At 63.6% G+C, this 26,109-nt stretch carries 26 protein-coding genes; 16 read left to right on the top strand and 10 right to left on the bottom strand.

Annotation, left to right across the window (positions count from 1 at the left end; all coding sequences use genetic code 11):
• Positions 1 to 12 precede the first annotated feature (12 nt).
• Together V1280_RS04960 and V1280_RS04965 are read left to right on the top strand one after the other, a co-directional pair.
• On the top strand, positions 13 to 1,272 hold the full coding sequence (locus tag V1280_RS04960; RefSeq protein WP_334519795.1) for an FAD-dependent oxidoreductase: 1,260 nt from the start codon (positions 13 to 15) through the stop codon (positions 1,270 to 1,272).
• A 179-nt stretch (positions 1,273 to 1,451) separates the two neighbouring features.
• The gene (locus V1280_RS04965) at positions 1,452 to 2,222 is read left to right on the top strand and encodes an outer membrane protein (protein WP_334519797.1); all 771 of its coding nucleotides are present in this window, start codon (positions 1,452 to 1,454) and stop codon (positions 2,220 to 2,222) included.
• Between the two features lie 111 nt (positions 2,223 to 2,333).
• On the opposite strand, the gene V1280_RS04970 is transcribed toward V1280_RS04965, so the two are convergent.
• The 4 genes from V1280_RS04970 to parE form a co-directional block, all read right to left on the bottom strand.
• On the bottom strand, positions 2,334 to 3,104 hold the full coding sequence (locus V1280_RS04970; protein ID WP_334519799.1) for an SDR family NAD(P)-dependent oxidoreductase: 771 nt from the start codon (positions 3,102 to 3,104) through the stop codon (positions 2,334 to 2,336).
• A 21-nt stretch (positions 3,105 to 3,125) separates the two neighbouring features.
• The gene (locus tag V1280_RS04975) at positions 3,126 to 3,311 is read right to left on the bottom strand and encodes a hypothetical protein (protein WP_007591540.1); all 186 of its coding nucleotides are present in this window, start codon (positions 3,309 to 3,311) and stop codon (positions 3,126 to 3,128) included.
• Positions 3,312 to 3,633: 322 nt separating this feature from the next.
• The gene (locus V1280_RS04980; protein ID WP_187437141.1) at positions 3,634 to 4,419 is read right to left on the bottom strand and encodes an outer membrane protein; all 786 of its coding nucleotides are present in this window, start codon (positions 4,417 to 4,419) and stop codon (positions 3,634 to 3,636) included.
• Between the two features lie 430 nt (positions 4,420 to 4,849).
• Entirely contained in the window at positions 4,850 to 6,898 is a 2,049-nt protein-coding gene (gene parE, locus V1280_RS04985; RefSeq protein WP_334519809.1) for a DNA topoisomerase IV subunit B, read from the bottom strand.
• A 273-nt stretch (positions 6,899 to 7,171) separates the two neighbouring features.
• Here parE and V1280_RS04990 point away from each other — a divergent pair, with 273 nt between their 5' ends.
• From V1280_RS04990 to argC, 3 genes are all read left to right on the top strand, one after another.
• Positions 7,172 to 7,702, top strand: coding sequence for a DedA family protein (locus V1280_RS04990; protein ID WP_334519811.1), 531 nt, complete (start codon positions 7,172 to 7,174; stop codon positions 7,700 to 7,702).
• A gap of 225 nt (positions 7,703 to 7,927) precedes the next feature.
• Positions 7,928 to 8,608 (top strand): FMN-binding negative transcriptional regulator, encoded by a 681-nt coding sequence (locus V1280_RS04995; protein ID WP_334519814.1) that lies wholly within the window; start codon positions 7,928 to 7,930, stop codon positions 8,606 to 8,608.
• Entirely contained in the window at positions 8,605 to 9,588 is a 984-nt protein-coding gene (argC, locus tag V1280_RS05000) for an N-acetyl-gamma-glutamyl-phosphate reductase (protein WP_334519817.1), read from the top strand. Before V1280_RS04995 ends, argC begins: the two co-directional genes overlap by 4 nt.
• Before the next feature lie 79 nt (positions 9,589 to 9,667).
• Here argC and V1280_RS05005 read toward each other — a convergent pair whose 3' ends face one another.
• Positions 9,668 to 10,444 carry an outer membrane protein gene (locus V1280_RS05005; protein WP_334519820.1) on the bottom strand — a complete coding sequence of 259 codons (777 nt, stop codon included), beginning with the start codon at positions 10,442 to 10,444 and terminating at the stop codon, positions 9,668 to 9,670.
• Positions 10,445 to 10,628: 184 nt separating this feature from the next.
• On the opposite strand from V1280_RS05005, the gene V1280_RS05010 reads away from it, so the two are divergent.
• Positions 10,629 to 11,222 carry a class I SAM-dependent DNA methyltransferase gene (locus tag V1280_RS05010; protein ID WP_334519823.1) on the top strand — a complete coding sequence of 198 codons (594 nt, stop codon included), beginning with the start codon at positions 10,629 to 10,631 and terminating at the stop codon, positions 11,220 to 11,222.
• A gap of 7 nt (positions 11,223 to 11,229) precedes the next feature.
• On the opposite strand, the gene V1280_RS05015 is transcribed toward V1280_RS05010, so the two are convergent.
• From V1280_RS05015 to V1280_RS05025, 3 genes are read right to left on the bottom strand one after another with little or no spacing between them, the layout of a single operon-like run.
• Complete coding sequence (locus V1280_RS05015) at positions 11,230 to 11,580, bottom strand: hypothetical protein (RefSeq protein ID WP_334519826.1); 351 nt, start codon at positions 11,578 to 11,580, stop codon at positions 11,230 to 11,232.
• 24 nt (positions 11,581 to 11,604) lie between these two features.
• Positions 11,605 to 12,003 (bottom strand): MAPEG family protein, encoded by a 399-nt coding sequence (locus V1280_RS05020; protein WP_334519830.1) that lies wholly within the window; start codon positions 12,001 to 12,003, stop codon positions 11,605 to 11,607.
• Between the two features lie 56 nt (positions 12,004 to 12,059).
• Positions 12,060 to 13,880 (bottom strand): PHA/PHB synthase family protein, encoded by a 1,821-nt coding sequence (locus tag V1280_RS05025; RefSeq protein WP_334519833.1) that lies wholly within the window; start codon positions 13,878 to 13,880, stop codon positions 12,060 to 12,062.
• Between the two features lie 253 nt (positions 13,881 to 14,133).
• Here V1280_RS05025 and V1280_RS05030 point away from each other — a divergent pair, with 253 nt between their 5' ends.
• The 5 genes from V1280_RS05030 to V1280_RS05050 all read left to right on the top strand — a co-directional run bounded on the left by V1280_RS05030 (position 14,134) and on the right by V1280_RS05050 (position 19,178).
• Positions 14,134 to 14,409: a hypothetical protein gene (locus V1280_RS05030; RefSeq protein ID WP_334519836.1), complete on the top strand. Its 276-nt coding sequence runs from the start codon at positions 14,134 to 14,136 to the stop codon at positions 14,407 to 14,409.
• A gap of 259 nt (positions 14,410 to 14,668) precedes the next feature.
• Positions 14,669 to 15,889, top strand: a complete 1,221-nt coding sequence (locus V1280_RS05035) for an LL-diaminopimelate aminotransferase (RefSeq protein WP_334519839.1) — start codon at positions 14,669 to 14,671, stop codon at positions 15,887 to 15,889.
• A gap of 28 nt (positions 15,890 to 15,917) precedes the next feature.
• Positions 15,918 to 17,234, top strand: a complete 1,317-nt coding sequence (locus tag V1280_RS05040) for a homoserine dehydrogenase (RefSeq protein WP_334519842.1) — start codon at positions 15,918 to 15,920, stop codon at positions 17,232 to 17,234.
• Between the two features lie 85 nt (positions 17,235 to 17,319).
• Positions 17,320 to 18,321 (top strand): class II fructose-bisphosphatase, encoded by a 1,002-nt coding sequence (glpX, locus tag V1280_RS05045; RefSeq protein ID WP_334519845.1) that lies wholly within the window; start codon positions 17,320 to 17,322, stop codon positions 18,319 to 18,321.
• A gap of 137 nt (positions 18,322 to 18,458) precedes the next feature.
• A complete protein-coding gene (locus V1280_RS05050) occupies positions 18,459 to 19,178 on the top strand; it encodes a haloacid dehalogenase type II (RefSeq protein ID WP_334519848.1) in 720 nt (239 codons plus the stop codon).
• A 12-nt stretch (positions 19,179 to 19,190) separates the two neighbouring features.
• Here V1280_RS05050 and V1280_RS05055 read toward each other — a convergent pair whose 3' ends face one another.
• Positions 19,191 to 20,123, bottom strand: a complete 933-nt coding sequence (locus V1280_RS05055) for a LysR family transcriptional regulator (protein WP_334519851.1) — start codon at positions 20,121 to 20,123, stop codon at positions 19,191 to 19,193.
• Positions 20,124 to 20,225: 102 nt separating this feature from the next.
• Between V1280_RS05055 and V1280_RS05060 the strand changes: the two genes are divergently transcribed.
• The 4 genes from V1280_RS05060 (at position 20,226) to V1280_RS05075 (ending at position 24,056) form a co-directional block, all read left to right on the top strand.
• Complete coding sequence (locus tag V1280_RS05060) at positions 20,226 to 20,546, top strand: hypothetical protein (protein ID WP_334519854.1); 321 nt, start codon at positions 20,226 to 20,228, stop codon at positions 20,544 to 20,546.
• Between the two features lie 12 nt (positions 20,547 to 20,558).
• The gene (locus tag V1280_RS05065) at positions 20,559 to 21,032 is read left to right on the top strand and encodes a hypothetical protein (RefSeq protein WP_334519857.1); all 474 of its coding nucleotides are present in this window, start codon (positions 20,559 to 20,561) and stop codon (positions 21,030 to 21,032) included.
• A gap of 343 nt (positions 21,033 to 21,375) precedes the next feature.
• Complete coding sequence (locus tag V1280_RS05070; RefSeq protein WP_334519860.1) at positions 21,376 to 22,134, top strand: sulfite exporter TauE/SafE family protein; 759 nt, start codon at positions 21,376 to 21,378, stop codon at positions 22,132 to 22,134.
• A 230-nt stretch (positions 22,135 to 22,364) separates the two neighbouring features.
• Positions 22,365 to 24,056 carry a hypothetical protein gene (locus V1280_RS05075; protein ID WP_334519863.1) on the top strand — a complete coding sequence of 564 codons (1,692 nt, stop codon included), beginning with the start codon at positions 22,365 to 22,367 and terminating at the stop codon, positions 24,054 to 24,056.
• A gap of 141 nt (positions 24,057 to 24,197) precedes the next feature.
• Here the strand turns inward: V1280_RS05075 and V1280_RS05080 are convergent, their stop codons facing one another.
• Positions 24,198 to 25,073 (bottom strand): ABC transporter substrate-binding protein, encoded by an 876-nt coding sequence (locus V1280_RS05080; protein ID WP_334519866.1) that lies wholly within the window; start codon positions 25,071 to 25,073, stop codon positions 24,198 to 24,200.
• A 95-nt stretch (positions 25,074 to 25,168) separates the two neighbouring features.
• On the opposite strand from V1280_RS05080, the gene V1280_RS05085 reads away from it, so the two are divergent.
• Positions 25,169 to 26,095: a LysR family transcriptional regulator gene (locus V1280_RS05085; RefSeq protein WP_334519868.1), complete on the top strand. Its 927-nt coding sequence runs from the start codon at positions 25,169 to 25,171 to the stop codon at positions 26,093 to 26,095.
• Positions 26,096 to 26,109 lie beyond the last annotated feature (14 nt).

A 26,109-nucleotide genomic window follows, 5' to 3' on the forward strand; every position in this document is an offset into this window, starting at 1 on the left:
AGCGAGGATCTGATGGTTGAAACAGATACGCCTCGGCACACCGTGCGTCACTCCGTGAGAGTCCGGTGTTGCATCGTGGGCGGCGGGCCGGCGGGCATGATGCTCGGCTATCTGCTGGGACGTGCCGGCATCGATGTCGTGGTGCTGGAGAAGCACGCCGATTTCTTTCGCGATTTTCGCGGCGACACCGTGCATCCCTCGACGCTCCAGGTGATGGACGAGCTCGGCCTGATCGACGGCTTCCTCAAGCTGCCGCATCAGCGCTTGCAGACGATGGACGGTCTGTTCGGCGGCACCAAGGTGCGGATCGCTGACCTCGGCCGGTTGAATACGAAGTACCCGTTCATCGCTTTCATGCCGCAGTGGGATTTTCTCAATTTCCTGCGCGAGGCGGGCCGACGCTTCGCCTCGCTCGAGGTGCTGATGAACACCGAGGCCGTCGACCTGATCCGCCGCGACGACACTATCGCCGGCGTGCGCGCCAGGACGCCCGACGGTATCCTCGACATCGAGGCGGATCTCACCATCGCCTGTGACGGCCGGCACTCGACGGTGCGCGAACGCGCAGGCCTTGGCGTCGAGGAGATCGGCGCGCCGATGGACGTGCTCTGGTTCCGCGCCGGCCGCAAGCCGGACGAGACCGAAAACCTCTTCGCGCGGATCGAGCCCGGCAAGATGATGGTGACGTTCGACCGCGGCGATTACTGGCAATGCGCCTATGTCATCGCCAAGGGACAGTATGATGCGGTGAAGGCGAGGGGATTGCAGGCACTGCTCGACGACGTCGTGCGCATGGCGCCTGTCCTCAGGCAGGGGATTGCCGACGTGAAGAGCTTTGACGACGTTAAATTGCTGACGGTCGCGATCAATCGCCTGAGCCGCTGGACGCGGCCCGGATTGCTCTGCATCGGCGACGCCGCGCATGCGATGTCGCCGATCGGCGGCGTCGGCGTCAATCTGGCCGTGCAGGATGCGGTCGCGACAGCAAACCTGCTCGCGGACAGGCTGGCGCGCGGCTGTCCATCGGATGATGAGCTCGACGCCGTGCGGCGCCGCCGCGAGTTCCCGGTGAAGATGACCCAGGGGATGCAGGTGATCGTGCAGAACCACATCATCAGCGGCGCGCTGCAGGGCGGCAATCGCCCGCTCAAGGTGCCGCTGCTGCTGCGCTTGATCTCCGCACTGCCATGGCTTCAGGGAATTCCGGCGCGATTCCTTGCGCTTGGTGTGCGGCCCGAGCATGTGCATTCGAAGACTGCGCCAGCGTCGTAATGCAGGGATTTGGTAGGGATAATGCCGCGTTAAATTGCGCGCCTTGCGTTGCGTTCGTGCAACAGCGCACGCGGATTCAAAGACCGCAATTTGCCAATCCGGCGTCTTAACTCTCTTGATTCAAATTTGAGTAAGAACTGCGTGTGAGCGTGCGCCCATCAAAGGACACGGGGTGTACCATGCGTAACAAATTGATTGCTGCCTTCGCCTGCACGACCGCTCTGGTTTCGACCGGCGCTGCTTCCGCCGCCGATCTCGCCGCGCGTCCCTACACGAAGGCACCCGCTTATATGGAGCCCCTGTTCAACTGGACCGGCTTCTATGTCGGCGGCCACATCGGCGGCGCCTGGACCAACGAGCAGTTCATCAACAATGGCACCGGCGCGCCGTTCGGCGATCTGACGCCGGGCCAGGGCTATCGTCAGCGTGGTACCGGCATCATGGGCGGCGCCCAGATCGGCTATAACTGGCAGGCCAACAACTACGTGTTCGGCATGGAAGGCACGATCTCCGGCCTCAACAACAAGGGCACCGTCGTGAACGCCGCGTTCGGCGCGGGCGACGACGTGTTCACCTGGCGTGCGAACGTGCTTGCGACCGTCGTCGGTCGCGCCGGCTTCGCTGTTCAGAATAACCTGTTCTACATCAAGGGCGGCTATGCCGGCGTCAACAATCGCCTGTCGGTAACCGACACGGTCGGCCCGGCGACGGGCAACGGCGGTCAGACTCACTGGGCCAATGGTTGGACCGTGGGCGCCGGTTGGGAATACGGCATCACCCGCAACTGGATCGTCGGCCTCGAGTACAATTACGCGGCCTTCGGCAGCCAGACCTATCAGCTCGGCGGCACCTCGGGCAATTACACGTTCGATGCCAAGCCGCGTGACATCCAGTGGGCCGTCGTCCGCGCCAGCTACAAGTTCGACGCCCCGGTCATCGCCCGCTACTGAGCAACGAAGTTCGACGCAACGAACGATTAGGAAGACAAGAAACGATCACTGCCAAAAATTCAAAGCCCCGGCGAAAGCCGGGGCTTCTTTTTGTGTGCGACGAGAGTTGGCTTACGCCATCACCGAGAAGCCGCCGTCGACGGGGATCGCGGTGCCCGTGACGAAGTTCGAGGCGGGCGAGGCGAGGAACACGGCGATGCCGGCGAAGTCGTCGATGTCGCCCCACCGCCCCGCAGGCGTGCGCGCCAGCACGCGCTCGTGCAGGCCCGACACCTGTTGCCGCGCCCCGCGGGTGAGATCGGTGTCGATCCAGCCCGGCAGGATGGCATTGACCTGGATGTTGTCGGGCGCCCAGGCATTGGCGCAGGCGCGCGTGTACTGCACGATGCCGCCCTTGCTCGCCGCATAGGCGGTCGCAAAGCTCGCGCCGAAGATCGACATCATCGAGCCGATGTTGATCACCTTGCCGTTGCCCGACGCCTTTAGCGCCGGATAGGCGAGCTTGGAGCACAGAAAGGCGCTGGTGAGGTTGGTATTGATCACCGTATTCCACTCGTCGAGCTCGAGCTCGTGCGGCGGCTTGCGGATGCTCATCCCGGCGTTGTTGATGAGGATGTCGATGCGGCCGAGCTCCTTGACGACACGCTCGACCATCGCGGCGATCGCCGCCTTGTCGGTCACGTCGGTGGTGACGGCAATCGCCTTCACGCCGCGCGCTTTGAGATCGGCGACGGCAGCGGCTGACTTGGTTTCGTTGCGTCCGACCACGGCAATATCGGCGCCGGCGTCGGCAAGCCCGTGGGCGAGGCCGAGTCCAATGCCGCCATTGCCTCCTGTGACGATCGCGACCTTGCCGCGGAGATCGAACCGGTTGGATGTCATGCTTTCACTTCCTGGTTTCTTCTATTGGTTGCTTTGCCAGATCAGCACCAGCCCGAAGCCCGCCATGGCGGCGCCATAGCCGGCCCATTGCAGCTGGTTGACCATGAAGCTCGATCGGGGCCAGGCGACGGTGCCCGTGCCCTGTCCGATCCAGAGCAGCCCGACAGCGAGGGCAAACAGGCCTGCGACAAGCAGAAATCTGCGCATGCATTCCTCCCTGTTGGTCTGATTCTGTCGCGACCGCCGGCATCACCGATCTCCGCCGGTCACGAAAACTTCCCACAAGAGTAGCCGTAGCTTCGGTTCAGATACAATGGCTGCGGACGCAAGGCCGCGGGGAGGACACGTGTCCGCGCGCAAGGTCGTCAGGCCCGGCGACTGCGTATCGCGAGGCGCGCAATGTTCCGATCCCTGATGCGGATGGCCGGAGGCGGCGACCGTCGGGTGTTGCGGCTAAACGAGAAAGCCCCGGCGATGCCGGGGCTTTAACGTCTGAAGAGAAGTTCAGCTCAGATCAGTGCTTTTCAGCTCAGTACTTGGCGACGACCGGGCCGGTCCAGTTGAAGCGATAGACCAGCGAGGTCGAGATCGTCTGGTTCCAGCTGTTGGCGCGGATGCTGTTGACGCCGGTCGGCAGGTTGGTGACGTCGGAGAGCTCATCCCGGGTCTTGGCGTTGTAGAAGGCCGAGCGATATTCGGTCTTCATGAACCAGCCGGGCGAGGAGATGCCGAAGAAGTTCAGGCTGTTCTCGACACCGCCGCCGACGAAGAAGCCGTTGCGGTTGTAGCCGCTGAGGTGCACGCCAGTCGGACCGCCAGCCAGGGTCGTGAAGCCGGTGCTGCCGAAGTGGGCGCCAGAGTAACCGCCGTTGACATAGGAGAGAACGTTCGGAGCGACCAGCCAGCCGAGGCGCACGCCAGCGGCCCAGGAGTCTTCCAGCTTCTGATTGCCGGTGTAGCCGAGGAGCGGATCCTGCACGGTGGAGCGGATGCTGCCGAACTGACCGTCAGCGAACACGCCGGCGACCCAGGTGCCGCTGAACTGCCAGTCGTAGCCGAGACCGACGGTGCCGAACCAGCCCGAACCACCCTGACGCTGGGTGATGGTCAGCGGAACCGCGCCGACGGTCGACTGGATGGACTGGTCGGAGTTCGAGAGACCGCCGCCGCCACCGCCGAAGATGTAGAAGCCGGTCCAGCTGGCAACCGGAGCAACCACCGGGGCCTTGACGTAGGGACGGGCCGCAAGGTCAGCCGCCGAAGCCGAACCGGTCATGGCCGCAACCGCGGTCAGTGCGAGTACAATCTTCTTCATGATAAAATCCCCAACCTTGGTCCGTAGCAGGCGCGAGCGCACTGAAGTCCGTGTGATCTGATGCCCGAACTATAGACGGTTCTCGCCGAAAAGCTGTTGCAGGGCAGGCACAGTCGCCGGAAAACGCCCGCCGGCCGGGTTTTGGAGTGTCGTCACCAGGATCAAAAAAAATAACGCAATTTCAATGCCTTGTGCCGGGCCTGGGGATACTCGACCAGGGCAGGTTTTCGTTAGGAATTGGCCCTTGTCCGAAATGGAGGCAAACCTGCCTCAGCCCTTGGGCTTGCTGCCGGGCCGCTGTGAGTCGCTGGCCGAGTCGCGTTCGAGGATGCGGATTCCTGTGGATCAACCATCAGCAAAGGGCTGCACCGTTTCCGCAAATGAAAAAGCCCCGGGCTCGAGCCGGGGCTTTTCAACGGGAATCGCCGCATTAGACGTCGAGCAGCTCTTCGCTCGCGAACTCTGCCTTGTCGGAGATGAAAGCGAAGCGCGCTTCGGCCTTGGTGCCCATCAGGCGCTCCACCGAATCCGCCGTGGTGTCGCGATCGTCGGCGAGCAGGACGACTTTCAGCATGGTCCGCTTGGCCGGATCCATGGTGGTCTCCTTGAGCTGCGCGGGCATCATCTCGCCGAGGCCTTTGAAGCGGTTCACCTCGACCTTGGCGTTGGCGTTGAACTCGCTTTTGATCAGCGCTTCCTTGTGCGCATCGTCGCGTGCGTAGATCGACTTGGATCCATGCGTCAGCTTGTAGAGCGGCGGCACGGCGAGGAAGAGATGTCCCTCGTCGATCAGCCGCGGCATCTGCCGGTAGAAGAACGTGATCAGGAGCGATGCGATGTGGGCGCCGTCGACGTCGGCATCGGTCATGATGATGATGCGCTGATAGCGCAAATCCTCTTCACGATACTGCGCGAGCATGCCGCAGCCGATCGCCTGCACCAGGTCGGCGAGTTGGGTGTTCGCCGTCAGCTTGTCCTTGCCGGCGGAGGCGACGTTGAGGATCTTGCCGCGCAGCGGCAGCACGGCCTGGGTCTTGCGATCGCGCGCCTGCTTGGCGCTGCCGCCGGCCGAGTCACCCTCGACGATGAAGAGTTCTGAGCCGTCCAAACCCGCATCGCTGCAATCGGCGAGCTTGCCGGGCAGGCGCAGCTTCTTGCCTGCGGTTTTCCGCGCGGTTTCCTTTTCCTGGCGACGGCGCAGCCGCTCCTCGGCGCGGTCGATCACGAAGTCGAGCAGCCGGTTGGCCATGTTCGGATTGCCCGACAGCCAATGGTCGAACGGATCCTTCATCGCCTGTTCGACGATGCGCTGCGCCTCTGCGGTGGCGAGACGATCCTTGGTCTGGCCCTGGAATTCAGGCTCGCGCACGAACACTGACAGCATCACGGCGGCACCCACCATCACGTCTTCCGAGGTGATGGACGAGGCGCGCTTGCCCTGGCCGACGCGCTCGGCGTGATCTTTCAGGCCGCGCAACAGCGCGCTGCGCAGGCCGGATTCGTGCGTTCCGCCGTCGGGCGTCGGCACGGTGTTGGTGTAGGAGGAGAGGAAGCCGTCGGCATCCGCGGTCCAGGCCACGGCCCATTCGCAGGCGCCATGCGCGCCGTTGCGGCCCGATTTGCCGGAGAAGATGTCGGGATGCACCAGCGTGTCGGCGTGGATCGCCGCCGCCAGATAGTCCTTCAGGCCGCCGGGGAAGTGGAAGGTCGCTTCCGGCGGAACATCCTCGACGCCCTTGAGCAGCTCGGGCGCGCAGTTCCAGCGGATCTCGACACCGCCGAACAGATAGGCCTTCGAGCGCGTCATCTTGAACAGGCGCTGCGGCTTGAACGCGGCCTTGGCGCCGAAGATGTCGGTGTCGGGCTTGAAACGCACGCGCGTGCCGCGGCGGTTGTTGATCTTGCCGAGATCCTCGAGCTTGCCCTTCGGGTGCCCGCGCTCGAATGTCATGCGGTAGAGTTTCTGGCTGCGCGCGACTTCGACCTCGAGCCGCGAGGAGAGTGCGTTCACCACGGAGATGCCGACGCCGTGCAGACCGCCCGAGGTCTCGTAGACTTTCGAGTCGAACTTGCCGCCCGAATGCAGCGTGCACATGATGACTTCGAGCGCCGACTTCTTCGGGAACTTCGGATGCGGATCGATCGGGATGCCGCGGCCGTTGTCGGTGACGGTGAGGAAGCCATCGGCGGAAAGCTCGACGCCGATGAAGGTCGCGTGCCCGGCCAGCGCCTCGTCCATCGAGTTGTCGATGACTTCGGCGAAGAGGTGATGCAGCGCCTTCTCGTCGGTGCCGCCGATATACATGCCGGGCCGACGCCGCACCGGTTCCAGGCCTTCGAGCACCTCGATGTCGGCTGCGGTGTAGTCGGCTTCCCCGCCAGTTCCGCGCGGGGGTGCCTTCGCGGCGGCGGTGCGCCCCTTCGGCTCGCTGCCGTCGAACAAATCGTCTTTGCTTTTTGTTTTCAATTGCTTGGACATATATCTTGATGCGTTTTGAGGGCCGCGAAGGCGGCGAATCGGTTGGCCTGACTATGCCACTTCTGGCCTCGAAAGGTTACCGCAGGCAGCCCGGGCGCCGTGGGGTGGTAGCTAATCCCGGCGAATTTACGCCGCAAGCTAACCAAGTGCCGGCAATTTGACGCCCCGGTCCACCCGAGCCGGGTTTTGTGACTTGATGTCACACAAGTCCTTGGCTTACCAGTCTTTTCCATCTGGCAGGACCTCGAGGCGGGGCGGGAAGGCTATTCTGGAATGGAGCAGTACGCGCACGCGCTGGCCGATTTCGTGCGCCTTCACCAGGCCTGGGCTGCTCCGATCGTGTTCCTGTTGGCGTTCGGGGAATCGCTGGCCTTCATCTCGCTGTTGATCCCGGCCTGGGGCGCGCTGGTCGCCATCGGCGCGCTGATCGGGGCGAGCGGCATCAGCTTCTATCCGATCTGGATTGCCGGAGCGATTGGTGCTGCCCTCGGCGACTGGGTCTCCTACTGGTTCGGCTACCGCTACAAGGAGCAGGTCGCGCAGATGTGGCCGCTCTCGCGCTATCCGGAACTCCTGCCCAAGGGCGAGGCCTTCGTGCGGAGCTGGGGCGTGCCCAGCATCTTCATCGGCCGCTTCTTCGGCCCCTTGCGCGCCTCCGTGCCGCTCGCGGCGGGCATTTTCGAAATGCCGTACGGGAGCTTTCAGGCCGCCAATTTCGTCTCCGCGCTGGTCTGGTCGGCGGCGCTGCTGCTGTTCGGCGATGTGATCGCAAAGATCATGGAATGGCTCTGGCGCGTCATCTGACGCCGAGAACCTTGACGGGAACCGCATCTGGCCTTATAGCCGCGCGCCATGATCAACGCCGCGACCATCCTGTTCGCCCGTTGCCGCCGCCGCTCTTTAGCGGTTTGGGCGGTCGATCGCGTTTGAGATCATCGTCTTTGCCGCTGGACCCGATCCGCGGCATTCTTTCTCCTGTCAGCGCGATCTGATCCGGCGGCCCCCAAAGAGGCCCATCAGGAGACCACGATGTACACGCCACCCTTTTTCAAGCCGGACCGCGCCGCGAGCCTGAAATTCGCAGGCGACCGCGGTTTCGGGACCATGTGCGCCTTCGACGGCCATAAGCCGGTCGCGTCGCCGCTGCCGTTCTATTTGACCTACGCCGCCGACGGCACGCCGCAGGCGGCCTTTCATGTCGCCCGTCACAATCCGCTGGTAAAGCTTGCGGACGGCGCGACGTCCTGGCTGCTCGCGATCAACGGCCCAGATGCCTATGTATCGCCCGACTGGTACGTCTCGCCGGACCAAGTGCCGACCTGGCTCTACCAGTCGGTGCATCTGAGCGGCCCGGTGCGGCTGTTGTCGGACCACGAGCTGGCGGTGCAGATCGACACGCTCAGCGACAAGTTCGAGAGCTGGCTGTTGCCGAAGACGCCGTGGACTTCGGGCAAGATGACGGCGGGCCGGTTCGATACGTTGAAGAAGGCGATCGTGGGTCTGGTCATGACGGTTGAAGAGGTCGAAGGCAGCTTCAAGCTCAACCAGCACAAGTCCGACGCCGACCATGCGGCGATCGCGACTGCGCTCGGCGAGGGCGATGCCGACGCGAAGCAGATTTCACAGTTGATGCGGCAGGCCAGGCCGCAAGTCTTCGTAGATCAAGTTTTCGAACACGACACGAACAAGCTCGAAAGGAGCGTATCATGAGCCTCGTTGATACCCAGAACGCCCCGAAGTCGGGTGCCGCCAAGAAGCCCGCCACCGTCTTCGTCGATGGCGGCTCAGGCACGACCGGCCTCGGCATCAATGAGCGGCTCAAGCTGCAGAGCGACGTCGTGGTGAAGACCATCGCCGACGACATACGCAAGGATCCCGCGGCCAAGAAGGCGCTGATGGAGGAAGTGGATCTCGTCATCCTCTGCCTGCCTGATGATGCTGCCAGGGAGACGGTCGCGCTGATCGACGGCATGGGCACTTCGGGCCCGAAGGTGCTGGACGCCTCGACCGCCTACCGGGTCGCACCCGACTGGGCCTACGGTTTTGCGGAGCTGGCACCGGACCAGGCCGGCAAGATCAAGGCCGCGAAGAAGGTCTCCAATCCCGGCTGCTATCCGACCGGCGGCATTGCGCTGCTGCGGCCGATCGTCGATGCCGGCCTGTTGCCGCCTGACTTTCCCATCAGCGTCAACGCGGTAAGCGGCTATTCCGGCGGCGGCAAGTCGATGATCGCGAGCTTCGAAGACGGCAGCGCGCCGTCGTTCGAGCTCTATGGCCTCGGCTTCGAGCACAAGCATCTGCCGGAGCTGCAGCTCTATTCGAACCTGACGCGGCGGCCGATCTTCATTCCCTCGGTCGGGAATTACCGGCAGGGCATGCTGGTCTCGATCCCGCTCCAGCTCGACACGCTGCCGGGCAAGCCGAGCGGCGCGGATTTGCAGGCGGCGCTCGCCAAGCGTTACGCGGGTTCAAAATACGTCTCGGCGATGCCGCTGCAGAATGAAGCGTCCAAGGGCGGCCGGATCGAGCCGGAGGCTCTCAACGAGACCAATATGCTCGAGCTCTACGTCTTCGCCAGCGACAAGTACCATCAGGCGGTGCTGGTCGCGCGGCTGGACAATCTCGGCAAGGGCGCCTCGGGCGCAGCCGTGCAGAACATGCGGCTGATGTTGGGATTGCCGGAGGAGTAGGGCCTTCTCGTGCCCCGGACGCAGCGCAGCACTTCTTCAGTGATGCGCTGCAGAGCCGGGGCCCTTTCTTCTTTGCTTCTCAGTACTTCGCAATGACCGGACCGCCGAAGCGGTAGTTGATGCGCGCCGTGATCAGGTCGACGTCCTGACGGATGCTATCAGTGCGCGAGAACGCACCGGCAGGCACCGCCGGCGCCAGCACACCATTGGCCGTGAGCGTGACGTCGTGCCGACCCATGAACAGGTGGTCGTATTCGAGGCCGACCGACCAGTTCTGGGCAAAGCCGTATTCGAAGCCGACGCCGACCGTACCGCCCCAGCGGGTGTCGTTAGCGCGATCGAACTCGGCCCCGGCCAAGCCGCCCGTACCGATGCCGCGGTATTGATTGCTGGTGACCGCGGCGCCGCCCTTCACATAGAGCAGCGCATTGTTCCAGGCGTAGCCGACCTGGCCGGTGAACAGCCCGAAGGCATCGATGTGGGTGCGGTTCGCGACGCCGAACACAGTGCTGGTATTGCGGCCCGAGAGGTCCGCCCAGTCGCCCTGCGCCTCGAGGCCGAACACGAAGGCGCTGCTCTGCCAGCGATAGCCGATCTGGCCGCCGGCGACGGCGCCCGTCGCATCGTGGCAGCCTTCGTTGACGCCGGGGGCGAAACCAGCGGTCTGGTTCCAGCAATCGCGCGACGTGCCATAGCCGCCGTTGGCGCCGATGTAGAATCCGCTCCAATTGTAGACCGCGGCGATCATCGGCGGCGCCTTGGTGTAGGGGCGGGCGGCGAGATCGGCAGCGTTGGCTTGCGTCGCGACGGCGGTGAGCGAAACCGCGCCGAGCGCGAAAATCATCTTCCAATTCATGTCTGTTCCGAATCAATCAATTGCGATGCGTGAATATGGCTGTGGATGGGTGACAACCTGTACTGGCAATCTGTCTCGGCGGTTTGTTTTTGTCGCAGTGTTATCTTTCGGCAACAGCTGTGGTTGATGGTGGGCGGCTGGCAGAGTAGGGAGGCGTGGTAGACCTTCCGGAGCGAGTGACGCCGTGGATGAGACCACCCTGCAATTCTATCGGCAGAACGCTCAGTCCTACGCGGATTGGGCGAAGGCACCGTCCACGCGGCTCAAGGGCTTTCTCGCTTTGCTGCCGCCCAGTGGCGCGATCCTGGAACTCGGTTGCGGCGCCGGCAATCATGCAGCCGTGATGCTGGCGGAAGGCTTTTCGCTGCGCGCGACCGACGGCTCGCCGGAGATGGCGGAGATCGCGTCGCAGCGGCTCGGTCATCCCGTCGAGGCGATGCGGTTCGACCAACTCGACGCGCAACAGGCCTATGACGGTATCTGGGCCAGCGCCTGTCTGCTGCACGTCCCGCGCGAGGAACTCGCCGGAATCCTGAAGCGGGTTCATCGCGCGCTCAAGCCGTCAGGCGTGTTCTACGCCAGCTACAAGATGGGCGAGGGCGACGGCCGGGACAGTCTCGGGCGCTACTACAACTACGCATCGCCCGAATGGCTGGAAGCGACATACGCCAGCGCGGGTCTGTGGATCACGCTGTCGTCGGAGACGTCTGTGATCCAGAGCTTTGATGAGACGCCGGCCAATATGCTCAATCTCGTCGTCCGCAAGTCGGCCGGCTGACTTTCACTCACGGCCGAATGACGTCCGGCGGAAACGGCCGAACGGGGCGGCCGGCGCAGACGTTGTCGCGAGCTACCACAGCCTCGCGCTGCGATTTCTCCCACGCGCTCAACGCAGGGCCGGAAATGTCGCACATCTCCTGGTGATCACTTGCGTAAGCGATCAAGTCGCTCCAGGCGAGCGAGGCGCGGATATAGGCGTTGCAACGTCCCGACACCAGGGCGCGTGTCATCGGCTTTGAGGCATCGACGGCCTCGCTGCGGAGGCGGGTCAATTCAGGGCATTGTACTTGCGCGCGCGCCTCGCCGCCAAATCCGGCGAGGGCGATTATCGCGACGACAGGCAATAGGGTCCGCATCGGGAGTCCCTCGCTTCGGTTGCCTCAGAACACCTTGAAGATCGCCAGCGCCAGCACTGCCTGCGCGAGGAAGCCGACTGTGAAGGCCAGCGTGCGGAACACCGGGACGCCGAGCGCATAGACGATCAGATGCGCGACGCGCGACCAGAAATAGACCACGCAGGCGAGCACCGTCCATTTCGAGGAATAGTCGATCGCGTTCAGGATCAGCACCAGCGGGGCGAACAGCACGAGGTTCTCGACCGCATTGTCATGCGCGAACATCAGACGGTTCGCCCACTCCGATTGCGGCTTGTCAGCACGCGAGGGATTGGCCATCGCGCCACCGAGCCCTCGAATCTGACAGCGGTTGATGGTGTAGGGAATCCAGAGGATCCCGGTCAGGATCACCGTGCACGTCAGCCAGAACAATTCACGCGTCATAACCCGGTCCCCTCCAAAATCGATGTCGTGAGCTTATACAAGCGCAGCAGATTCCGCTATGCGCGAACTCTGACATAGCTGCCGGGAGCGTCCTCGATCGGCGGCAGCGCTTCGCTTCCGACGCTGCGCGCAGGCACTTCCTCCGGATCGAGCCCGCCCAGCCATTCGCGCCAGTCAGGCCACCACGAGCCCTTGTGCTCCACCGCGCCCTTCATCCACTGGGCGACGTTGACGTCCTTGATGTTGTCGTTGGTCCAGTACTGATACTTGTTCGAGGCCGGCGGATTGACGACGCCGGCGATGTGGCCGGAGCCGGACAACACGTATTTCACGGGCCCGCCGAAGAACTGCGAGCCGTACAGCACCGATTCCGCCGGCGCGATGTGGTCCTCGCGCGTGGCGAGGTTGTAGACGGGCACCATGACCTTGGAGAGGTCGAGCAGGGTGTTGTCGAGCACCATGCTGCCGGTCGACAACCGGTTCTCCAGATAGCAGTTGCGCAAATAATAGGAATGGTTCGCCTGGGTCATCCGCGTCGCGTCGGAATTCCAGTGCAGCAGGTCGAATGCGCTCGGCTGCTGGCCCTTGAGATAGTTGCTGACCACGTAGGACCAGATCAGGTCGTTCGAACGCAGCATGTTGAAGGCCATCGCCATCTTGGAGCCTTCGAGCACGCCGGACGCCTTCATGTCCTGCTCGAGCGACGCGATCTGCTCCTCGTCGACAAAAACGAGGAGATCGCCGGCATGGGTGAAGTCGACCTGGGCGGCAAAGAACGTCGCCGAGGTGACGCGCTGGCGCCGCTTCTCGGCGAGCCAGGACAGCGTCGTCGCGAGCATGGTGCCGCCGACGCAATAGCCGGCGGTGTGGACCTTCATCTCGCCGGTGATCTTCTCGATCACGTCCATCGCCGCGAGCGGGCCTTCCTTCATGTAGTCTTCCCAGCTCTTGGCACCGAGCTTCTTGTCGGGATTGACCCATGAGATCACGAACACCGTGATGCCCTGATCGACGCACCACTTGATGTAGGATTTCTCCGGCTTGAGATCGAGGATGTAGAACTTGTTGATCCAGGGCGGGATGATCAGCAGCGGCGTGCGCAGCACCTTCTCCGTCGTCGGAGAATACTGGATCAGCTGCATCATCTCGTTCTGGTAGATCACCTTGCCCGGCGTCGTCGCCATGTTGACGCCGACGACGAGGTTGTCGGGATTGGACTGGCGGATCTTCAGCATGCCCTTGCCGGCGGCGATATCCTCCGCCAGCATCGTCAGGCCGCGCGCGAGGTTCTCGCCGCTGCTTGCAACCGTTTCGCGCAGCACTTCGGGATTGGTCAGCACGAAGTTCGACGGCGAGACCGCGTTGGTGACCTGCTGCATGTAGAACTCGGCCTTGCGCCGGGTCTGCGGATCGAGCCCCTCGGCATCATGCACCAGCTCCTGCGCCCATTTGGTCGTGAGCAGATAGAGCTGCATCATGAAATCGAAAAACTGGTTCGACTTCCATTCCGGATCGGCAAAGCGCTTGTCGCGCGGCGAGGGCGCGATCGCGGGCTCAACCTCCTGGCCGGCCATCCGCCGTGCCGCCGCGCCCCAGAGATCGAGATAGTCCTTGGCGAGCTTGGTCTGGAGGTCGGACGCACGTGACTGGTCCGACAGCCAGTATTCGGCAACCGACGTGAAGGTCTTGACGACTTCGGTGAGCTCGGCCGGCGGACGGTCCTGCACCTCGCCGGACTCTCGCGGCTTCAGATACGCGGCGAGCGCCTTGCCGCCGCTCTCCATCGCCCGCGCGACATTCATCGCGAAGGCTTCCGCATCGAACTTCGTTTCAGATTTTGTCCCGGATTTGGGCGTGTCGGTCGTGGCGGTACTCATGAAGACGACACTAACGATTCATTCCGTATTCGTCACCGCGAAGCTCGCGGGTTTCGCGTTAAACACGCGCGAAGATGTGCTGCACTGCGACAAGGCTTCTTGCTTTTGTCACAATCGCAGTGCACCTCTCCGGGGGTGGGCCTTGGAAGATTTCTCGCTCGTACCATTTGTGGGCAGCAATGGTTTGAGCTTGGGCAGGTTGTCGGGTTAAGCTCCCGACAGCCTCGCATGGGACGAGTAGGGGAATTCCCAGGTGTTTGCGTTGTGGGACCTGCAAAAGTCGCGGCTTGCCGGCTGCGCGCTGCTGATGGCGGCGTTTGCGCTTGGCGGCTGCTCGAGCCAGCTCGCGGACATGTCCGCTGCCGACACGCCGGCGCATCCGAGGGAGCCCGGTGCCTATCTGCCGGTGCACGATCTGCCGCCGGATCGTGATCAGGCGGTCATCCCTCCCGACCAGCGCGCCAAGATCGAGGCCGAGCTCGCGGCCGCCCGCGACCGCCAGGCCGTCGCCGCCAAGGACGCGAAATAAGAATGCCAGGCAAGGACCTCCAATTGGTCACGGGACGGCCATCGCGGGGCGCAAGGTAATCGCTGGCGCCCCCGCCACTCCGTGCTAAAAAGACTTCAATTCAGCCGAGAGTCAGGGCGAGGGAGTTCAGCCCTTGTCGCCGAAATTCGCTTCAAGTATTTGAGTTTAAGCGAATTTTGTGCGCAGGGCGAGATCTCATCGAAGGATGGTCACAGCCCATCGATTCTGTCCTGACCGGTTGCCCGGAGCCCAGAGAGCCATGGACGATTTTTACCGCATCCGCCGCCTTCCGCCTTACGTGTTCGAGCAGGTCAACCGGGCCAAGGCGGCCGCGCGGAATGCCGGCGCCGACATCATCGATCTCGGCATGGGCAACCCGGATCTGCCGGCCCCGCCGCACGTGCTGGAGAAGCTCAAGGAGACCCTGGGCAAGCCGCGCACCGACCGCTACTCGGCCTCCCGCGGCATCCCCGGCCTGCGCCGCGCCCAGGCCGCCTATTACGAGCGCCGCTTCGGCGTGAAGCTCAATCCCGATACCCAGGTCGTGGCGACGCTCGGCTCGAAGGAGGGTTTCGCCAACGTGGCGCAGGCGATCACCGCGCCGGGCGATGTCGTCCTCTGTCCGAACCCAAGCTACCCGATTCACGCCTTCGGCTTCCTGATGGCGGGCGGCGTGATCCGTTCGGTGCCGTCGGAGCCGACGCCGGAATTCTTCGAGGCGGTGGAGCGGGCGATCGTGCATTCGATCCCCAAGCCGCTCGCGCTCGTGGTCTGCTATCCCTCGAACCCGACCGCCTATGTCGCGAGCCTCGACTTCTACAAGGATCTCGTCGCCTTCGCGAAGAAGCACGAGATCCTGATCCTGTCCGATCTCGCTTATGCCGAGGTCTATTTCGACGAGAACAACCCGCCGCCCTCGGTGCTGCAGGTGCCCGGCGCCATCGACGTCACCGTCGAGTTCACCTCGATGTCGAAGACCTATTCGATGGCCGGCTGGCGCATGGGCTTTGCGGTCGGCAATGACCGCGTGATCGCAGCACTCGCCCGCGTCAAATCCTATCTCGACTACGGTGCCTTCACGCCGGTGCAGGTCGCTGCGACCGCGGCGCTGAACGGCCCTGACGACTGCATCAAGGAGATGCGCGACACCTATCGCAAGCGCCGCGACGCGCTGGTGGAATCATTCGGCCGCGCCGGCTGGGAGATTCCGCCGCCGGAAGCCTCGATGTTCGCCTGGGTGCCGCTGCCGGAAGCGTTCCGCAGCGTCGGCAGCATGCAGTTCGCGACCCTGATGGTGGAGAAATCCGGCGTCGCGGTCTCGCCCGGCGTCGGCTTCGGCGAGCATGGTGAAGGATATGTCCGCATCGCCATGGTGGAAAACGAGCAACGGATCAGGCAGGCCGCGCGCGGCGTGCGCCGCTTCCTTGAAAGCGGCATCGAAACGTTGCACAACGTCGTTCCGCTCGCCAATCGGCGCTAATTCTCTTCTGCAGGTTCACTAAAGCATCATGGTTGCACCCCTGAAAGTGGGCATAGCGGGGCTCGGCACCGTGGGCGCCGAAGTTGTCCGTTTGATTGAAACGCAGGCGCGCGTGCTCGCGGGCCGCAGCGGCCGCGGCATCCGCGTCGTCGCCGTCACCGCGCGCTCGAAGGCCAAGAAGCGCAGCATCGATCTGCGCGGCGTCGAATGGGCGAAGGATCCGATGGCGCTCGCCACGCATCCCGGCATCGACTGTTTTGTCGAGCTGGTGGGCGGCGCCGGCGATCCCGCGCTCGCCGCGGTCGAGGCCGCACTCAATGCCGGCAAGTCCGTTGTCACAGCGAACAAGGCACTCCTCGCCAAGCACGGGATCAAACTGGCAAAAGCCGCCGAAAAGCATGGCGGTGCGCTGAATTTCGAGGCAGCGGTCGGCGCCGCGATCCCTGTCATCAAGACGTTACGTGAAGGTCTTGCGGGAACCGGCATCAATCGCGTCTACGGCATCCTCAACGGCACCTGCAATTACATCCTGACCCGGATGGAGCAGGAGGGCCTGTCGTTTGCCGAGTGCCTCAAGGATGCGCAGCGGCTGGGCTATGCCGAGGCCAATCCGTCCTTCGACGTCGACGGCCACGACACCGCGCAAAAGCTCGCCATTCTCGCCAGCCTCGCTTTCGGCACGAAAGTTGCTCAAAGCGCGGTGTATGTCGAAGGTATCTCCTCCATCGCGCCGGAAGATCTGCGCGCCGCTGACGATCTCGGTTACCGGCTCAAGCTGCTCGGCGTTGCCGTTCGCACCGCCAAGGGCATCGAGCAGCGCGTGCATCCGACCATGGTTCCAAAAACCTCTTCGATCGCACAGGTGATGGGTGTCACCAATGCGGTCACGATCGATGGCGAGGGCATTCCGCCGATCACGCTGGTCGGCCCCGGCGCAGGCGGTGCTGCGACCGCATCCGCGGTCGTTGCCGATATCGCCGACGTCGCGCGCGGCATCCGCGCCAATCCGTTCGGCCGTCCGATCGCGCAACTGCGCGACACCAAGAAGGCTCCGATGGAGCGGCACGAGGGCGGCTATTACATCCGCCTCCTGGCGCGCGATTTCCCGGGTACCGCGGCTGCGATCGCGACCCGGCTCGCGGAGCAGAAGATTTCGATCGAGTCGATCGTGCAGCGTCATCCCAATGGCGGCGCTGCTCCGGCCGACGGCAAGGCGGTGCCCGTGCCCGTCATCCTGATCACCTATGCCACGCATGAGGACGCGGTGCGCCGCGCGCTCGCCGCCGTGCAGAAGGACAAGGTGATCAGCGGACGGCCGCAGGTCATCAGGATCGAGAAGAACTGAGACGGTTCGTTCGAACGAACCGTGGGCGTTACGAGTTGATGCGGGCAGGGAGTCCTGTCCAAAACTGTTCCGAAGGAGTTAGCCGATGTCGACCCATATTTCAGTGCCGCCGCAAGCGTTGCTCGAGCGCATTCTCACGCTGGAGATCGTGCGCGTGACGGAGCGGGCGGCGGTCTCGTCGGCGCGGCTGCGCGGGCACGGGCAGGAGAAGGCCGCGGATCAGGCCGCCGTCGATGCCATGCGCCGCGAGCTCAACAAGCTGCCGATCCAGGGCACCATCGTGATCGGCGAGGGCGAGCGCGACGAGGCGCCGATGCTCTTCATCGGCGAGAAGGTTGGCATGAACGCTGGCCCGGAGGTCGACATCGCAGTCGATCCGCTCGAAGGCACCACGCTGTGCGCCAAGAACATGCCGGGCTCGATCGCCACCATGGCGATGGCCGACGGCGGCACGCTGCTGCACGCCCCCGACGTCTACATGCAGAAGCTCGCGGTCGGCCCCGGCTACGCCAAGGGCGTCGTCGAGCTCGACGCGACCCCGGCCGAAAACGTCCACCGCCTCGCCAAGGCCAAGGGCGTCAAGGCAGATGGCATCACCGTTCTCGTGCTCGACCGTCCGCGCCATGCCAGCATCATCGAGAGCGTGCGGTCGACTGGTGCTGCCGTACGCCTGATCACCGACGGTGACGTCGCCGGCGTGATTCACTGCGCCGATCCCGATAACACCGGCGTCGACATGTATCTCGGCACCGGCGGCGCGCCGGAAGGCGTGCTCGCCGCGGTGGCGTTGCGCTGTATCGGCGGCCAGATGCAGTGCCGCCTGATCCTCGATTCCGACGAGAAGCGCGAGCGCGCCGCCAAGATGGGCGTCAACGATCCCAAGATGATCTACGGCATCGAGGACATGGCGCGCGGCGACTGCCTGTTCGCCGCCACCGGTGTCACGACCGGTTCACTGCTCTCGGGCGTAAAATTCCGCAAGGACGGCGTGATCGAGACCGAGACCGTGGTGATGCGCTCCGTCACCGGCACCGTGCGCTACATCAAGGCCGAGCATCGCGAGCTCGCGAAGTTCCACCTCGACTAGAACGCTCCGTCATTCCGGGGCGCGCGTAGCGCGAACCCGGAATCCATCGGGCGGCAAAGTCTGACGTGAAATGGATTCCGGGTTCGATGCTGCGCATCGCCCCGGAATGACAACAATAAGAATACAGGGAAGCGCACATGTCCGATCTCTCCGCCGTCAAAGCTCTCGTCTTCGACGTGTTCGGCACCATCGTCGACTGGCGCACCAGCCTGATCACCGATTTCATGTGGTGGGGGAAGGGCCGCGGCATCAGCACCGACTGGACCGCTCTGGTCGACGGCTGGCGCGCCGTGTACTCGGCCTCGATGGACGACGTGCGCAAGCATCCCGAGCGCGGCTATGTCATGCTCGACGATCTGCATCGCCGCTCGCTGGAGAAGCTGGTCGAGCAGTTCGCCATCAAAGGCCTCACCGAGGCCGATCTCGATCATCTCACCAGGGGCTGGCACCGCCTGCATCCCTGGCCCGACAGCGTCGCCGGCCTGACGCGGCTCAAGACGAAATTCGTGATCTCGCCGCTGTCGAACGGCAATGTCGCGCTGCTGACCAACATGGCGAAGTTTGCGGGTCTGCCGTGGGACCTCATCATGTCGGCCGAGCTGTTCGAGCATTACAAGCCCGATCCCGAGACCTATCTCGGCGCGGCAAAGCTGCTCTGCCTCAAGCCGGAAGAGGTGATGATGGTCGCAGCCCACAATTACGACCTTAAGGCGGCGCAAGGCTACGGCTTGAAGACCGCGTTCGTCGCACGGCCGACCGAATACGGTCCGCTGCAAAAGATCGATTTCGAAGCCACGGGCCAATGGGACATCGTGGCGAAGGATTTCGGCGGCGTCGCCGATCAGCTCGGCTGCTAGGGGCGCAAGAGCTCACAGCTCGGCGGCAAGCTGTGCCACCTGTTCGCGCAGCCATGCGTGGGCCGGATCGTGATCGTAGGACGCGCGCCACAGTAATGAGACCGTGACATCACGCAGCTCCACGGGGAGGGGGCTGAGGCTGAGTCCGAGCTCGGCGGCGAAGCGGCGCGCCAGGCGCGACTGAATGGTGACGATCACGGGTGCGCGCGCCACCAAAGACGGGACCGTCAGGAAGCGTGGCGTGGTGAGGGCAATCGAGCGGGTCAGCCCAAGCTTGTCCAATGCTTCATCGACGATGCCGCGGACGCTGCGCCCGGGCCTGAGGCTGGTCAGCACGTGCGGGATCCGCACATAGTCTTCAAGCGAGATCGGGGCCGTGATCCCGGTCTTCTCGGCATTGAACATGCAGAGATAGCTCTCGGTGAACAGCTTGCGGCGCTTGTGGTGGACTTGTCCTTGCTGGAAGGCATCGTAGCCGATGGCGATGTCCATCTCATCGGAATCGAGATCCTCGAGCAGTCGCGACGCATCGAAATTGTAGAGCCGGAGGTGAATGCCAGGCGCGATCTCGCGCATGCGCGCGAGCAGCGACGGCATGAACAGGATCTCCATGCTATCCGGCAATCCGAACCTGAAAGTTCGCACCGCCGTTGCCGGATCGAACGCCCGCTCGCGTGACACCAGTGCTTCGACCTGCGCCAGCATGGCCTGCACCGGCTCGAACAAGATCGCCGCGCGCGGCGTGAGGCGCATGCCGGCAGGCCCCCTGGTCAACAACTCGTCGGAGAACAGTTCCCGCAGGCGCGCGAGGTTATGGCTCATCGCCGATTGACCGATGCCGACGCGGGCCGCCGCCCGTGTCACGCTTCGCTCGGTCAGAAGCGCCCCGAGATGTACGAGCAAATTCAGGTCGATACGGCTGAGATTGACAGCATCGATACCCATTATCGACCCCATCTGTTTGATCGATGATCTTAGCCGGCCCATGTCCTGCGGCAAGGGAGCAGACGGGCGTCCCGCCCGCCGCCCAAGCCAACGGAGGGTCCGATGTCGATCCGCAACACACTTCTCGCAGCCGCTTTCACCGTCGCATCACTGGGTGCTGCCCACGCCAGCGATCTGAAGCCGATCGAAGGGCGAAGCGTCCGGCTCGGCGATCTGTCCGGCGTCACCTATTACACGGTCCAGCCCGACGGATTCCGTGTCGTCACGACGCTCGCGCAGGGCGAGACCGGAACGCCGGTCCGCTTCGTGTCGGTGCTGACGCCCGGTCAACGCGTCGTTCTCTCGACACCGACCCGGGCATTGGAAGTCAGCCGAACTGGGGACAGCCTGCTCATCCGCAATGCGAATGCGGCCACGAACTGAATGGAGCCCCAGATGTCCACGATCCGCCTTCATCGAACCACCACCCTGACGCCATCGCAGTACATTGCCCGGCTGATCGACTTCGGTCCGGGCCGTCAGAAATTGTTCGGCAATAGCGCCGACGAGGATCTCGAGCTGCATCATCTCGGTCTCACCGACGCCGATGTGACGGAGGGATCGCGCGGCATTTGGGAGCGACTGCATTACGACTGGTCCAACCCCAACCGCGTTGTCCTGACCACGACTGATTCCAACGTCTGGGGCGGCGCCTCGGGCCACACCTACACCTTCCGTCGCCGCATCGATGGCATGACCGATATCGATGTCGTCGTCGTGCGCGAGGGCAAGAACCTCAAGGGATGGATCCTCGGCCTCGTGCTCGGGACGATCGGTCGAAGCGTGCTCAAGACGGCATTCGAAAACTCCGTCAAGGCGATCGAGCTCCGGCACGGGATCGCAAAGGGTCCCGGCCGGGCCGCCGCATAGTCCAGGGATTGCGAGTTTTCGCGATGAGCCAACCGATAAGCGAGGCAATCTAAATTGCACCGAGTACAATATTTGGATTGTACCGATCAATTTATCGGATCATTGTCGAGTTAATGAGTAAATTGCACCGGACGTGCTCGGTGAAAGTGGAGCAACGACAATGCACCTCAGTTATTTCGATCTGTTTCTGGCGTTCCTTGGATTGACCTTTGGAGTGCCCTCAGCGCTGCCCCGCGCTTTTTTTGAGAGCAAGGACAGTTCGCATCCAGGCTCGCGGGCGGACTGAGCGCACCAGCCGGACGAGAGCGCCGGACTCACGCATGACGGAATTGGAGACGCGCAAATGGAGTTGACGGTCTCGACTATCCTCATTGCCTTCGCCGGCGTGGTCCTGATCTGCTTCATGAAGGGCGCGTTCGGCGGCGGGTTCTCCATCGTCGGGATTCCGCTGCTGTCGTTCGTGATGGACCCGGTGACGGCCGGCGGGCTGCTCGCGCCGCTGTTCATCGCGATGGACCTGTTCGCGCTACGCTACTGGAAGCCCTCGACCTGGTCGAAGCCCGACCTCCTGCTGCTGTTGCCCGGGCTCGTGGTCGGCATCGGCCTCGGCTATCTCCTGTTTCGCGTGCTCGACCACCGTGCGGTTGCGATCGTGATGGCGGTCGTCACGCTGGTCTTCGTCGGCCTGTGGTTCGTGAGCGATCCGAAGGTCACCATTCGTCCGCGTTCGACGCCGAAGGCGGTCGCGGCCGGGCTCGCCTCGGGTGTCACCACCATGGTCGCGCATTCCGGCGGACCGCCGCTGGCGATGTATCTGCTGCCGCTTGGCCTCAGCAAGGAAGTCTACGCAGGGACAACAAGTCTGTTCTTCACCGTCGGCAACGCCACCAAGGCGGTGCCGTGGCTGCTGCTGGTGCGGCCGGCCGGCAACGTCTGGATCGTGATGGCGGTGTGCCTGCTCGCCATTCCCTCGGGCGTGTGGCTCGGTTGGCGACTGCACGGCAGGCTCGACCAGCAGCAGATCTATCGGGCCTGCTACGGCTTGCTGGTCGTGACGGCGATGAAGCTCTTGTGGGACGGCGTGTCCGGCTATCTTGCGTGAAGCGAGACGTGCGATGCTCGTCGCCCACAACGGCTGCTCAAGTGCCGTGAGCGGAAGCTGAGACGCGTCGCATCTCATTCGCATTCCTGTAACAGTCCGCTCGCAGACTGCGTGCACAACGAGCGGCGATTTGGCCGCGCTGTCCGTCTTGCGAAAATCATAAAACTGGGAAAACGTCAATGGCTGCCAAAGGATTGCGCGCGTTCGTGGGGCTTCCGCGGACTGTGTTTGTGTCTGCCTTGCTCGCGTCGACCGCGCTAGCCAGCATGCCGGCGCGGGCCGATCAGGACGATTTTCATTTTCGCCCGGGCCATTTGCTCTTGAGCAAGGCGGTCTATGACAACAAGGCTTCAAACATCACGGCTGGCGTCACCCAATTGCCGCCGAACTGCGTGGCGCCCAATTGCGCCGCGGCGACCACGGATGGCATCTATCCGATGGTGTTCAGCAACGATCTGGTCGACAGCTCTTTTGGCATCACGGCCAAGATCGTGCTCGACGAACTGCGGCTGAACGGCCATCGCGTCCAGTCGCTGGAAGTGCCGAACAGCGGTCAGCACGGCGTCACCTCGAACAGGGACCAGATGGTGACGAGTTTCCCGTCGAAATCCGAAATCGGGCTGAACCTCTCGATCGATCGCCACAGCGTATCGTTTATGGGCTACCTCGCTCCGATCGACGCGGTCGACGTATCCAACTCCAATACGCCGGACGTCGTCGATTCGACCAACCCGGTGACATCGGCGTTCTCGCGCGTGATCGCGACGGTCGACGAGCATGGCCGTTTCCGCTTCACCAAGACCAACGCCTATAGCGGCAACAACGGGCGCGCCGCCGTTCTGAACGACCGGCCTGGCGCCAACGTGTTCTATGCCACAGGCAATGCCGGCAACGGCAGCAATCCTCAACCGAATGGCGTAATCATCGGTGCCGGCGCGCAGATTATGACAGCCGCGAAGGCTCCGCTCGTCGATCAACCTGATCCGGGCCTGCCGACGCCGGTCGGCAGTTTCAATGTCACCCAGTTGAGCCTGAAAGCGGACAAGATTGGCAAGGACACCAACTTCCGCGGCCTGACCGTGTTCAACGACGTGATCTATGTGACGAAAGGCAGCGGCGGCAACGGCATCAACACGGTGTACTTCATCGACACCTCGGGCTTCGACGCCAATGGCAAGCCGCTGGCATGCCCCAATGGCGTCGGTCTGCCCAGCGCATCGGCAAAGCTGCCGACGACGCCGATCTACTATGATGCCTCGAAGCTTCAGACGCTCGGCGTCACGCCCTACAACATGTGCGTGCTCAAGGGGTTCCCGACCAATCTCGCCAAGACAGCGACCTCGTTCCCGTTCGGCGTTTGGTTCGCTGATGCCAAGACGCTCTATGTGGCTGACGAGGGCGACGGCACCAATACTTTCAGCGCCGCGACCAACACCTACACCGCCGCTGCAGCCCAGACCGGAGCGGGCTTGCAGAAATGGGTGTTCGACGACACGGCCAAGACCTGGAAGCTGAGCTACACGCTGCAGGCTGGACTTGGTCTCGGCATCCCCTACACCGTGCGGGACTACCCGACCGGCAACAATGCTGCGACCGGCCTGCCGTGGTCGCCCGCAACCGACGGACTGCGTAACATCATCGGACGCGTCAATTCCGACGGCACGGCATCGATCTGGGCGATCACCTCCACTGTGAGTGGCGGCGGCGACCAGGGCGCTGATCCGAACAGGCTTGTCGTGATCAAGGACAAGCTTGCCGCGACTGCGCTGCCAGCGGGCGAGACGTTCACCACGGTGCGCACCGCGCGCTTCGCCGAAGCGCTCCGGGGCGTTTCGTTCACGCCGGAGACCGGACTTGGTCGTGATGCGGACGACCATGACGGCGGCCGCCCGTGCGATCGCGACGACGACGATTGCCGCTGATCGGGGCAATTGTGAAGACGGCATGAAACGACAAGCGTGACCGTCTGTCAGGCAAAGGGGCGGTGAGGGGCCTTCACCGCAGCTGCCGCGGCGAAGCGCGCTGCCAGCGAGCCCGGGCGAGCGCACATCCTCGCCCGCCGCTCAAATTCTCCCGAATGCGACCGTCGCCTTGTCGTAGGCGCCGTCGCCCATCGTGCCGGCCTCGAAGATGCCGTGCTTCTCGATCCAGTCGAACGACTGCTCGTAGATCTCGCGCGAATAAGGCTCGAACACGATCCGCTCGCCGGGCCCCCAGCGCCTGGTGTCCATGGCCGCGTGGAAACGATCCGGAAATTCGTTCTTGTAGTAGCGCGTGAAAAGCTCCGGACGCAGGTTGATGTCGCGCTGGGCTTTCTTCAGCGCCCGGAAGTAGCGCTTGATGTCCTCGGGCGCCGGATCGCCATTGATCATGGACGCGACCATGAACGTGGTGTCAATGATCTTGCGGTAGCCAAGCTGCTCGGCGAAATAATAGGGGCCGTTGAACAGCGAGGCCGCCTCGCTCTTGCCGTCGAACAGCAGCTCCATCCGGCGGAACAGCATGCCGTCCTCGAAGGTCAGGTTGATCTGGCCGGGCGCCAGATACGGCTCGAGCGCCTGGATCGCCGAATAATGACTGCCTGACTGGAAGCCGACCGAGATCGGCACGCCGGCGAGATCGGCCGGTGTGCGGATTTTCGAATCCGCTGGAACGAAGATGCCCGAAGGCGCGACCGAATAGACATCGGCATAGAGCTTGGCGTGGCCGTTCGAGGCGGCGACGTTGACGGTCCAGTGGCACGCGCAGCTGACGTCGGCCTTGCGGCCCTTCTCGATGCTCTGGAAGGCGCCCTCATTGACCTTGTTGTGATGCTGGCCCTCGGTCGAGCGGATCAGCTCGCGAAACTCGTAGTCGAGCCCTTCGTCGCGGAAGTAGCCCTTCTCCTCGGCCACCCATTCCTGCAGGCGAAAGTGAGACTCGATCACGAATTTGGTCATGGCGTCCTCCGTATCGCGTGGCCGTTCGGCCGTTCGATTGACTGCAGTGTAGCAAAGGGCGAAGCTCGATCCATGGCCATCAGGGAATGTTTCACATGTCGAAAATGGAATCTTCCGGGATCGACTTTCGCGATCTGCGCGTGCTCGATGCGCTGATCCGCGAGGGCAGCATCACGCGCGCGGCCGTGAGCCTCGAGACCACGCAGCCGGCAATCAGCAAGCTGCTGGCGCGCTTGCGGCTGCGCTTCGGCGATCCCCTGTTCGTGCGGCGCGGCAGCGGCGTGCAGCCGACGGCGCGTGCGGTCGAGATGGCGGCTCAGATCCGCGCCTTGCTCGAAATGGCGGACCGGTTGTGGCAGGAGCGGCTGCCGTTCGATCCCCGGAAATCCGAGAAGACCTTCAGTCTGCTGTTGACCGATGTCGGCATGGTGCGGTTCCTGCCGCCTTTGGTCGCGCGCCTGTCCGACCTCGCACCGCGCGTTCAGGTGCGCGCGATTCCGCTCGACTCCCGGCACTTCGCCCTCAAGCTCGAATCGGGAGAGGCGGACCTCGCGCTCGGCGCCTTGCCGCGCGCGGCGGGGCATCTTCGCTCCCAGCGCCTTTATTCGGACGGCTACGCCAGCGTCGTGAGACGAGGCCATCCAAGGCCGGCCGCGGCGCGCACGCGCCGGGGATTTCTCGATGAGAAGCATATCCTGATCACAGCGTCCGAGACCGGCCATGCGGCTCATCTCGAGACGCAGCGCGTGCTGACGCGTGTGATCGCGCGCACGAATATCCTGTTGCAAGTGCCGAGCTTCATCGCGGGCGCGATCGTGGCCTCGCAAACCGATGGGGTCGCAACCTTGCCCGCCAATCTGGCCGCGATTGTCGCCGAGCCGCTCGGAATGACCGTGTTCAAGGCGCCGGTGGCATTGCCGCGGATCGAGATCGCGCAATATTGGCATGAGCGCTACCATCGCGATCCCGCTCACCGCTGGCTGCGGTCGATCACGCTCGATCTGTTCGGCAATCGCGCCTAGCGCGATCAAGGCCT

The organism is Bradyrhizobium sp. AZCC 2230 (assembly GCF_036924495.1).
Lineage (GTDB): Bacteria > Pseudomonadota > Alphaproteobacteria > Rhizobiales > Xanthobacteraceae > Bradyrhizobium > Bradyrhizobium rifense.

Bases quoted from the DNA above. Each gene is read 5' to 3' on its own strand.
- V1280_RS05055 (WP_334519851.1), bottom strand. From the start codon at position 20,123: ATGGGTATCGATGCTGTCAATCTCAGCCGTATCGACCTGAATTTGCTC.
- V1280_RS05025 (WP_334519833.1), bottom strand. From the start codon at position 13,880: ATGAGTACCGCCACGACCGACACGCCCAAATCCGGGACAAAATCTGAA.
- V1280_RS05070 (WP_334519860.1), top strand. From the start codon at position 21,376: ATGGAGTTGACGGTCTCGACTATCCTCATTGCCTTCGCCGGCGTGGTC.
- V1280_RS04995 (WP_334519814.1), top strand. From the start codon at position 7,928: ATGTACACGCCACCCTTTTTCAAGCCGGACCGCGCCGCGAGCCTGAAA.
- V1280_RS05040 (WP_334519842.1), top strand. From the start codon at position 15,918: ATGGTTGCACCCCTGAAAGTGGGCATAGCGGGGCTCGGCACCGTGGGC.
- V1280_RS05060 (WP_334519854.1), top strand. From the start codon at position 20,226: ATGTCGATCCGCAACACACTTCTCGCAGCCGCTTTCACCGTCGCATCA.
- V1280_RS04980 (WP_187437141.1), bottom strand. From the start codon at position 4,419: ATGAAGAAGATTGTACTCGCACTGACCGCGGTTGCGGCCATGACCGGT.
- argC (WP_334519817.1), top strand. From the start codon at position 8,605: ATGAGCCTCGTTGATACCCAGAACGCCCCGAAGTCGGGTGCCGCCAAG.
- V1280_RS05080 (WP_334519866.1), bottom strand. From the start codon at position 25,073: ATGACCAAATTCGTGATCGAGTCTCACTTTCGCCTGCAGGAATGGGTG.
- V1280_RS04960 (WP_334519795.1), top strand. From the start codon at position 13: ATGGTTGAAACAGATACGCCTCGGCACACCGTGCGTCACTCCGTGAGA.
- parE (WP_334519809.1), bottom strand. From the start codon at position 6,898: ATGTCCAAGCAATTGAAAACAAAAAGCAAAGACGATTTGTTCGACGGC.
- V1280_RS04965 (WP_334519797.1), top strand. From the start codon at position 1,452: ATGCGTAACAAATTGATTGCTGCCTTCGCCTGCACGACCGCTCTGGTT.
- glpX (WP_334519845.1), top strand. From the start codon at position 17,320: ATGTCGACCCATATTTCAGTGCCGCCGCAAGCGTTGCTCGAGCGCATT.
- V1280_RS05085 (WP_334519868.1), top strand. From the start codon at position 25,169: ATGTCGAAAATGGAATCTTCCGGGATCGACTTTCGCGATCTGCGCGTG.
- V1280_RS05050 (WP_334519848.1), top strand. From the start codon at position 18,459: ATGTCCGATCTCTCCGCCGTCAAAGCTCTCGTCTTCGACGTGTTCGGC.
- V1280_RS04990 (WP_334519811.1), top strand. From the start codon at position 7,172: ATGGAGCAGTACGCGCACGCGCTGGCCGATTTCGTGCGCCTTCACCAG.
- V1280_RS04970 (WP_334519799.1), bottom strand. From the start codon at position 3,104: ATGACATCCAACCGGTTCGATCTCCGCGGCAAGGTCGCGATCGTCACA.
- V1280_RS05035 (WP_334519839.1), top strand. From the start codon at position 14,669: ATGGACGATTTTTACCGCATCCGCCGCCTTCCGCCTTACGTGTTCGAG.
- V1280_RS04975 (WP_007591540.1), bottom strand. From the start codon at position 3,311: ATGCGCAGATTTCTGCTTGTCGCAGGCCTGTTTGCCCTCGCTGTCGGG.
- V1280_RS05065 (WP_334519857.1), top strand. From the start codon at position 20,559: ATGTCCACGATCCGCCTTCATCGAACCACCACCCTGACGCCATCGCAG.
- V1280_RS05020 (WP_334519830.1), bottom strand. From the start codon at position 12,003: ATGACGCGTGAATTGTTCTGGCTGACGTGCACGGTGATCCTGACCGGG.
- V1280_RS05005 (WP_334519820.1), bottom strand. From the start codon at position 10,444: ATGAATTGGAAGATGATTTTCGCGCTCGGCGCGGTTTCGCTCACCGCC.
- V1280_RS05015 (WP_334519826.1), bottom strand. From the start codon at position 11,580: ATGCGGACCCTATTGCCTGTCGTCGCGATAATCGCCCTCGCCGGATTT.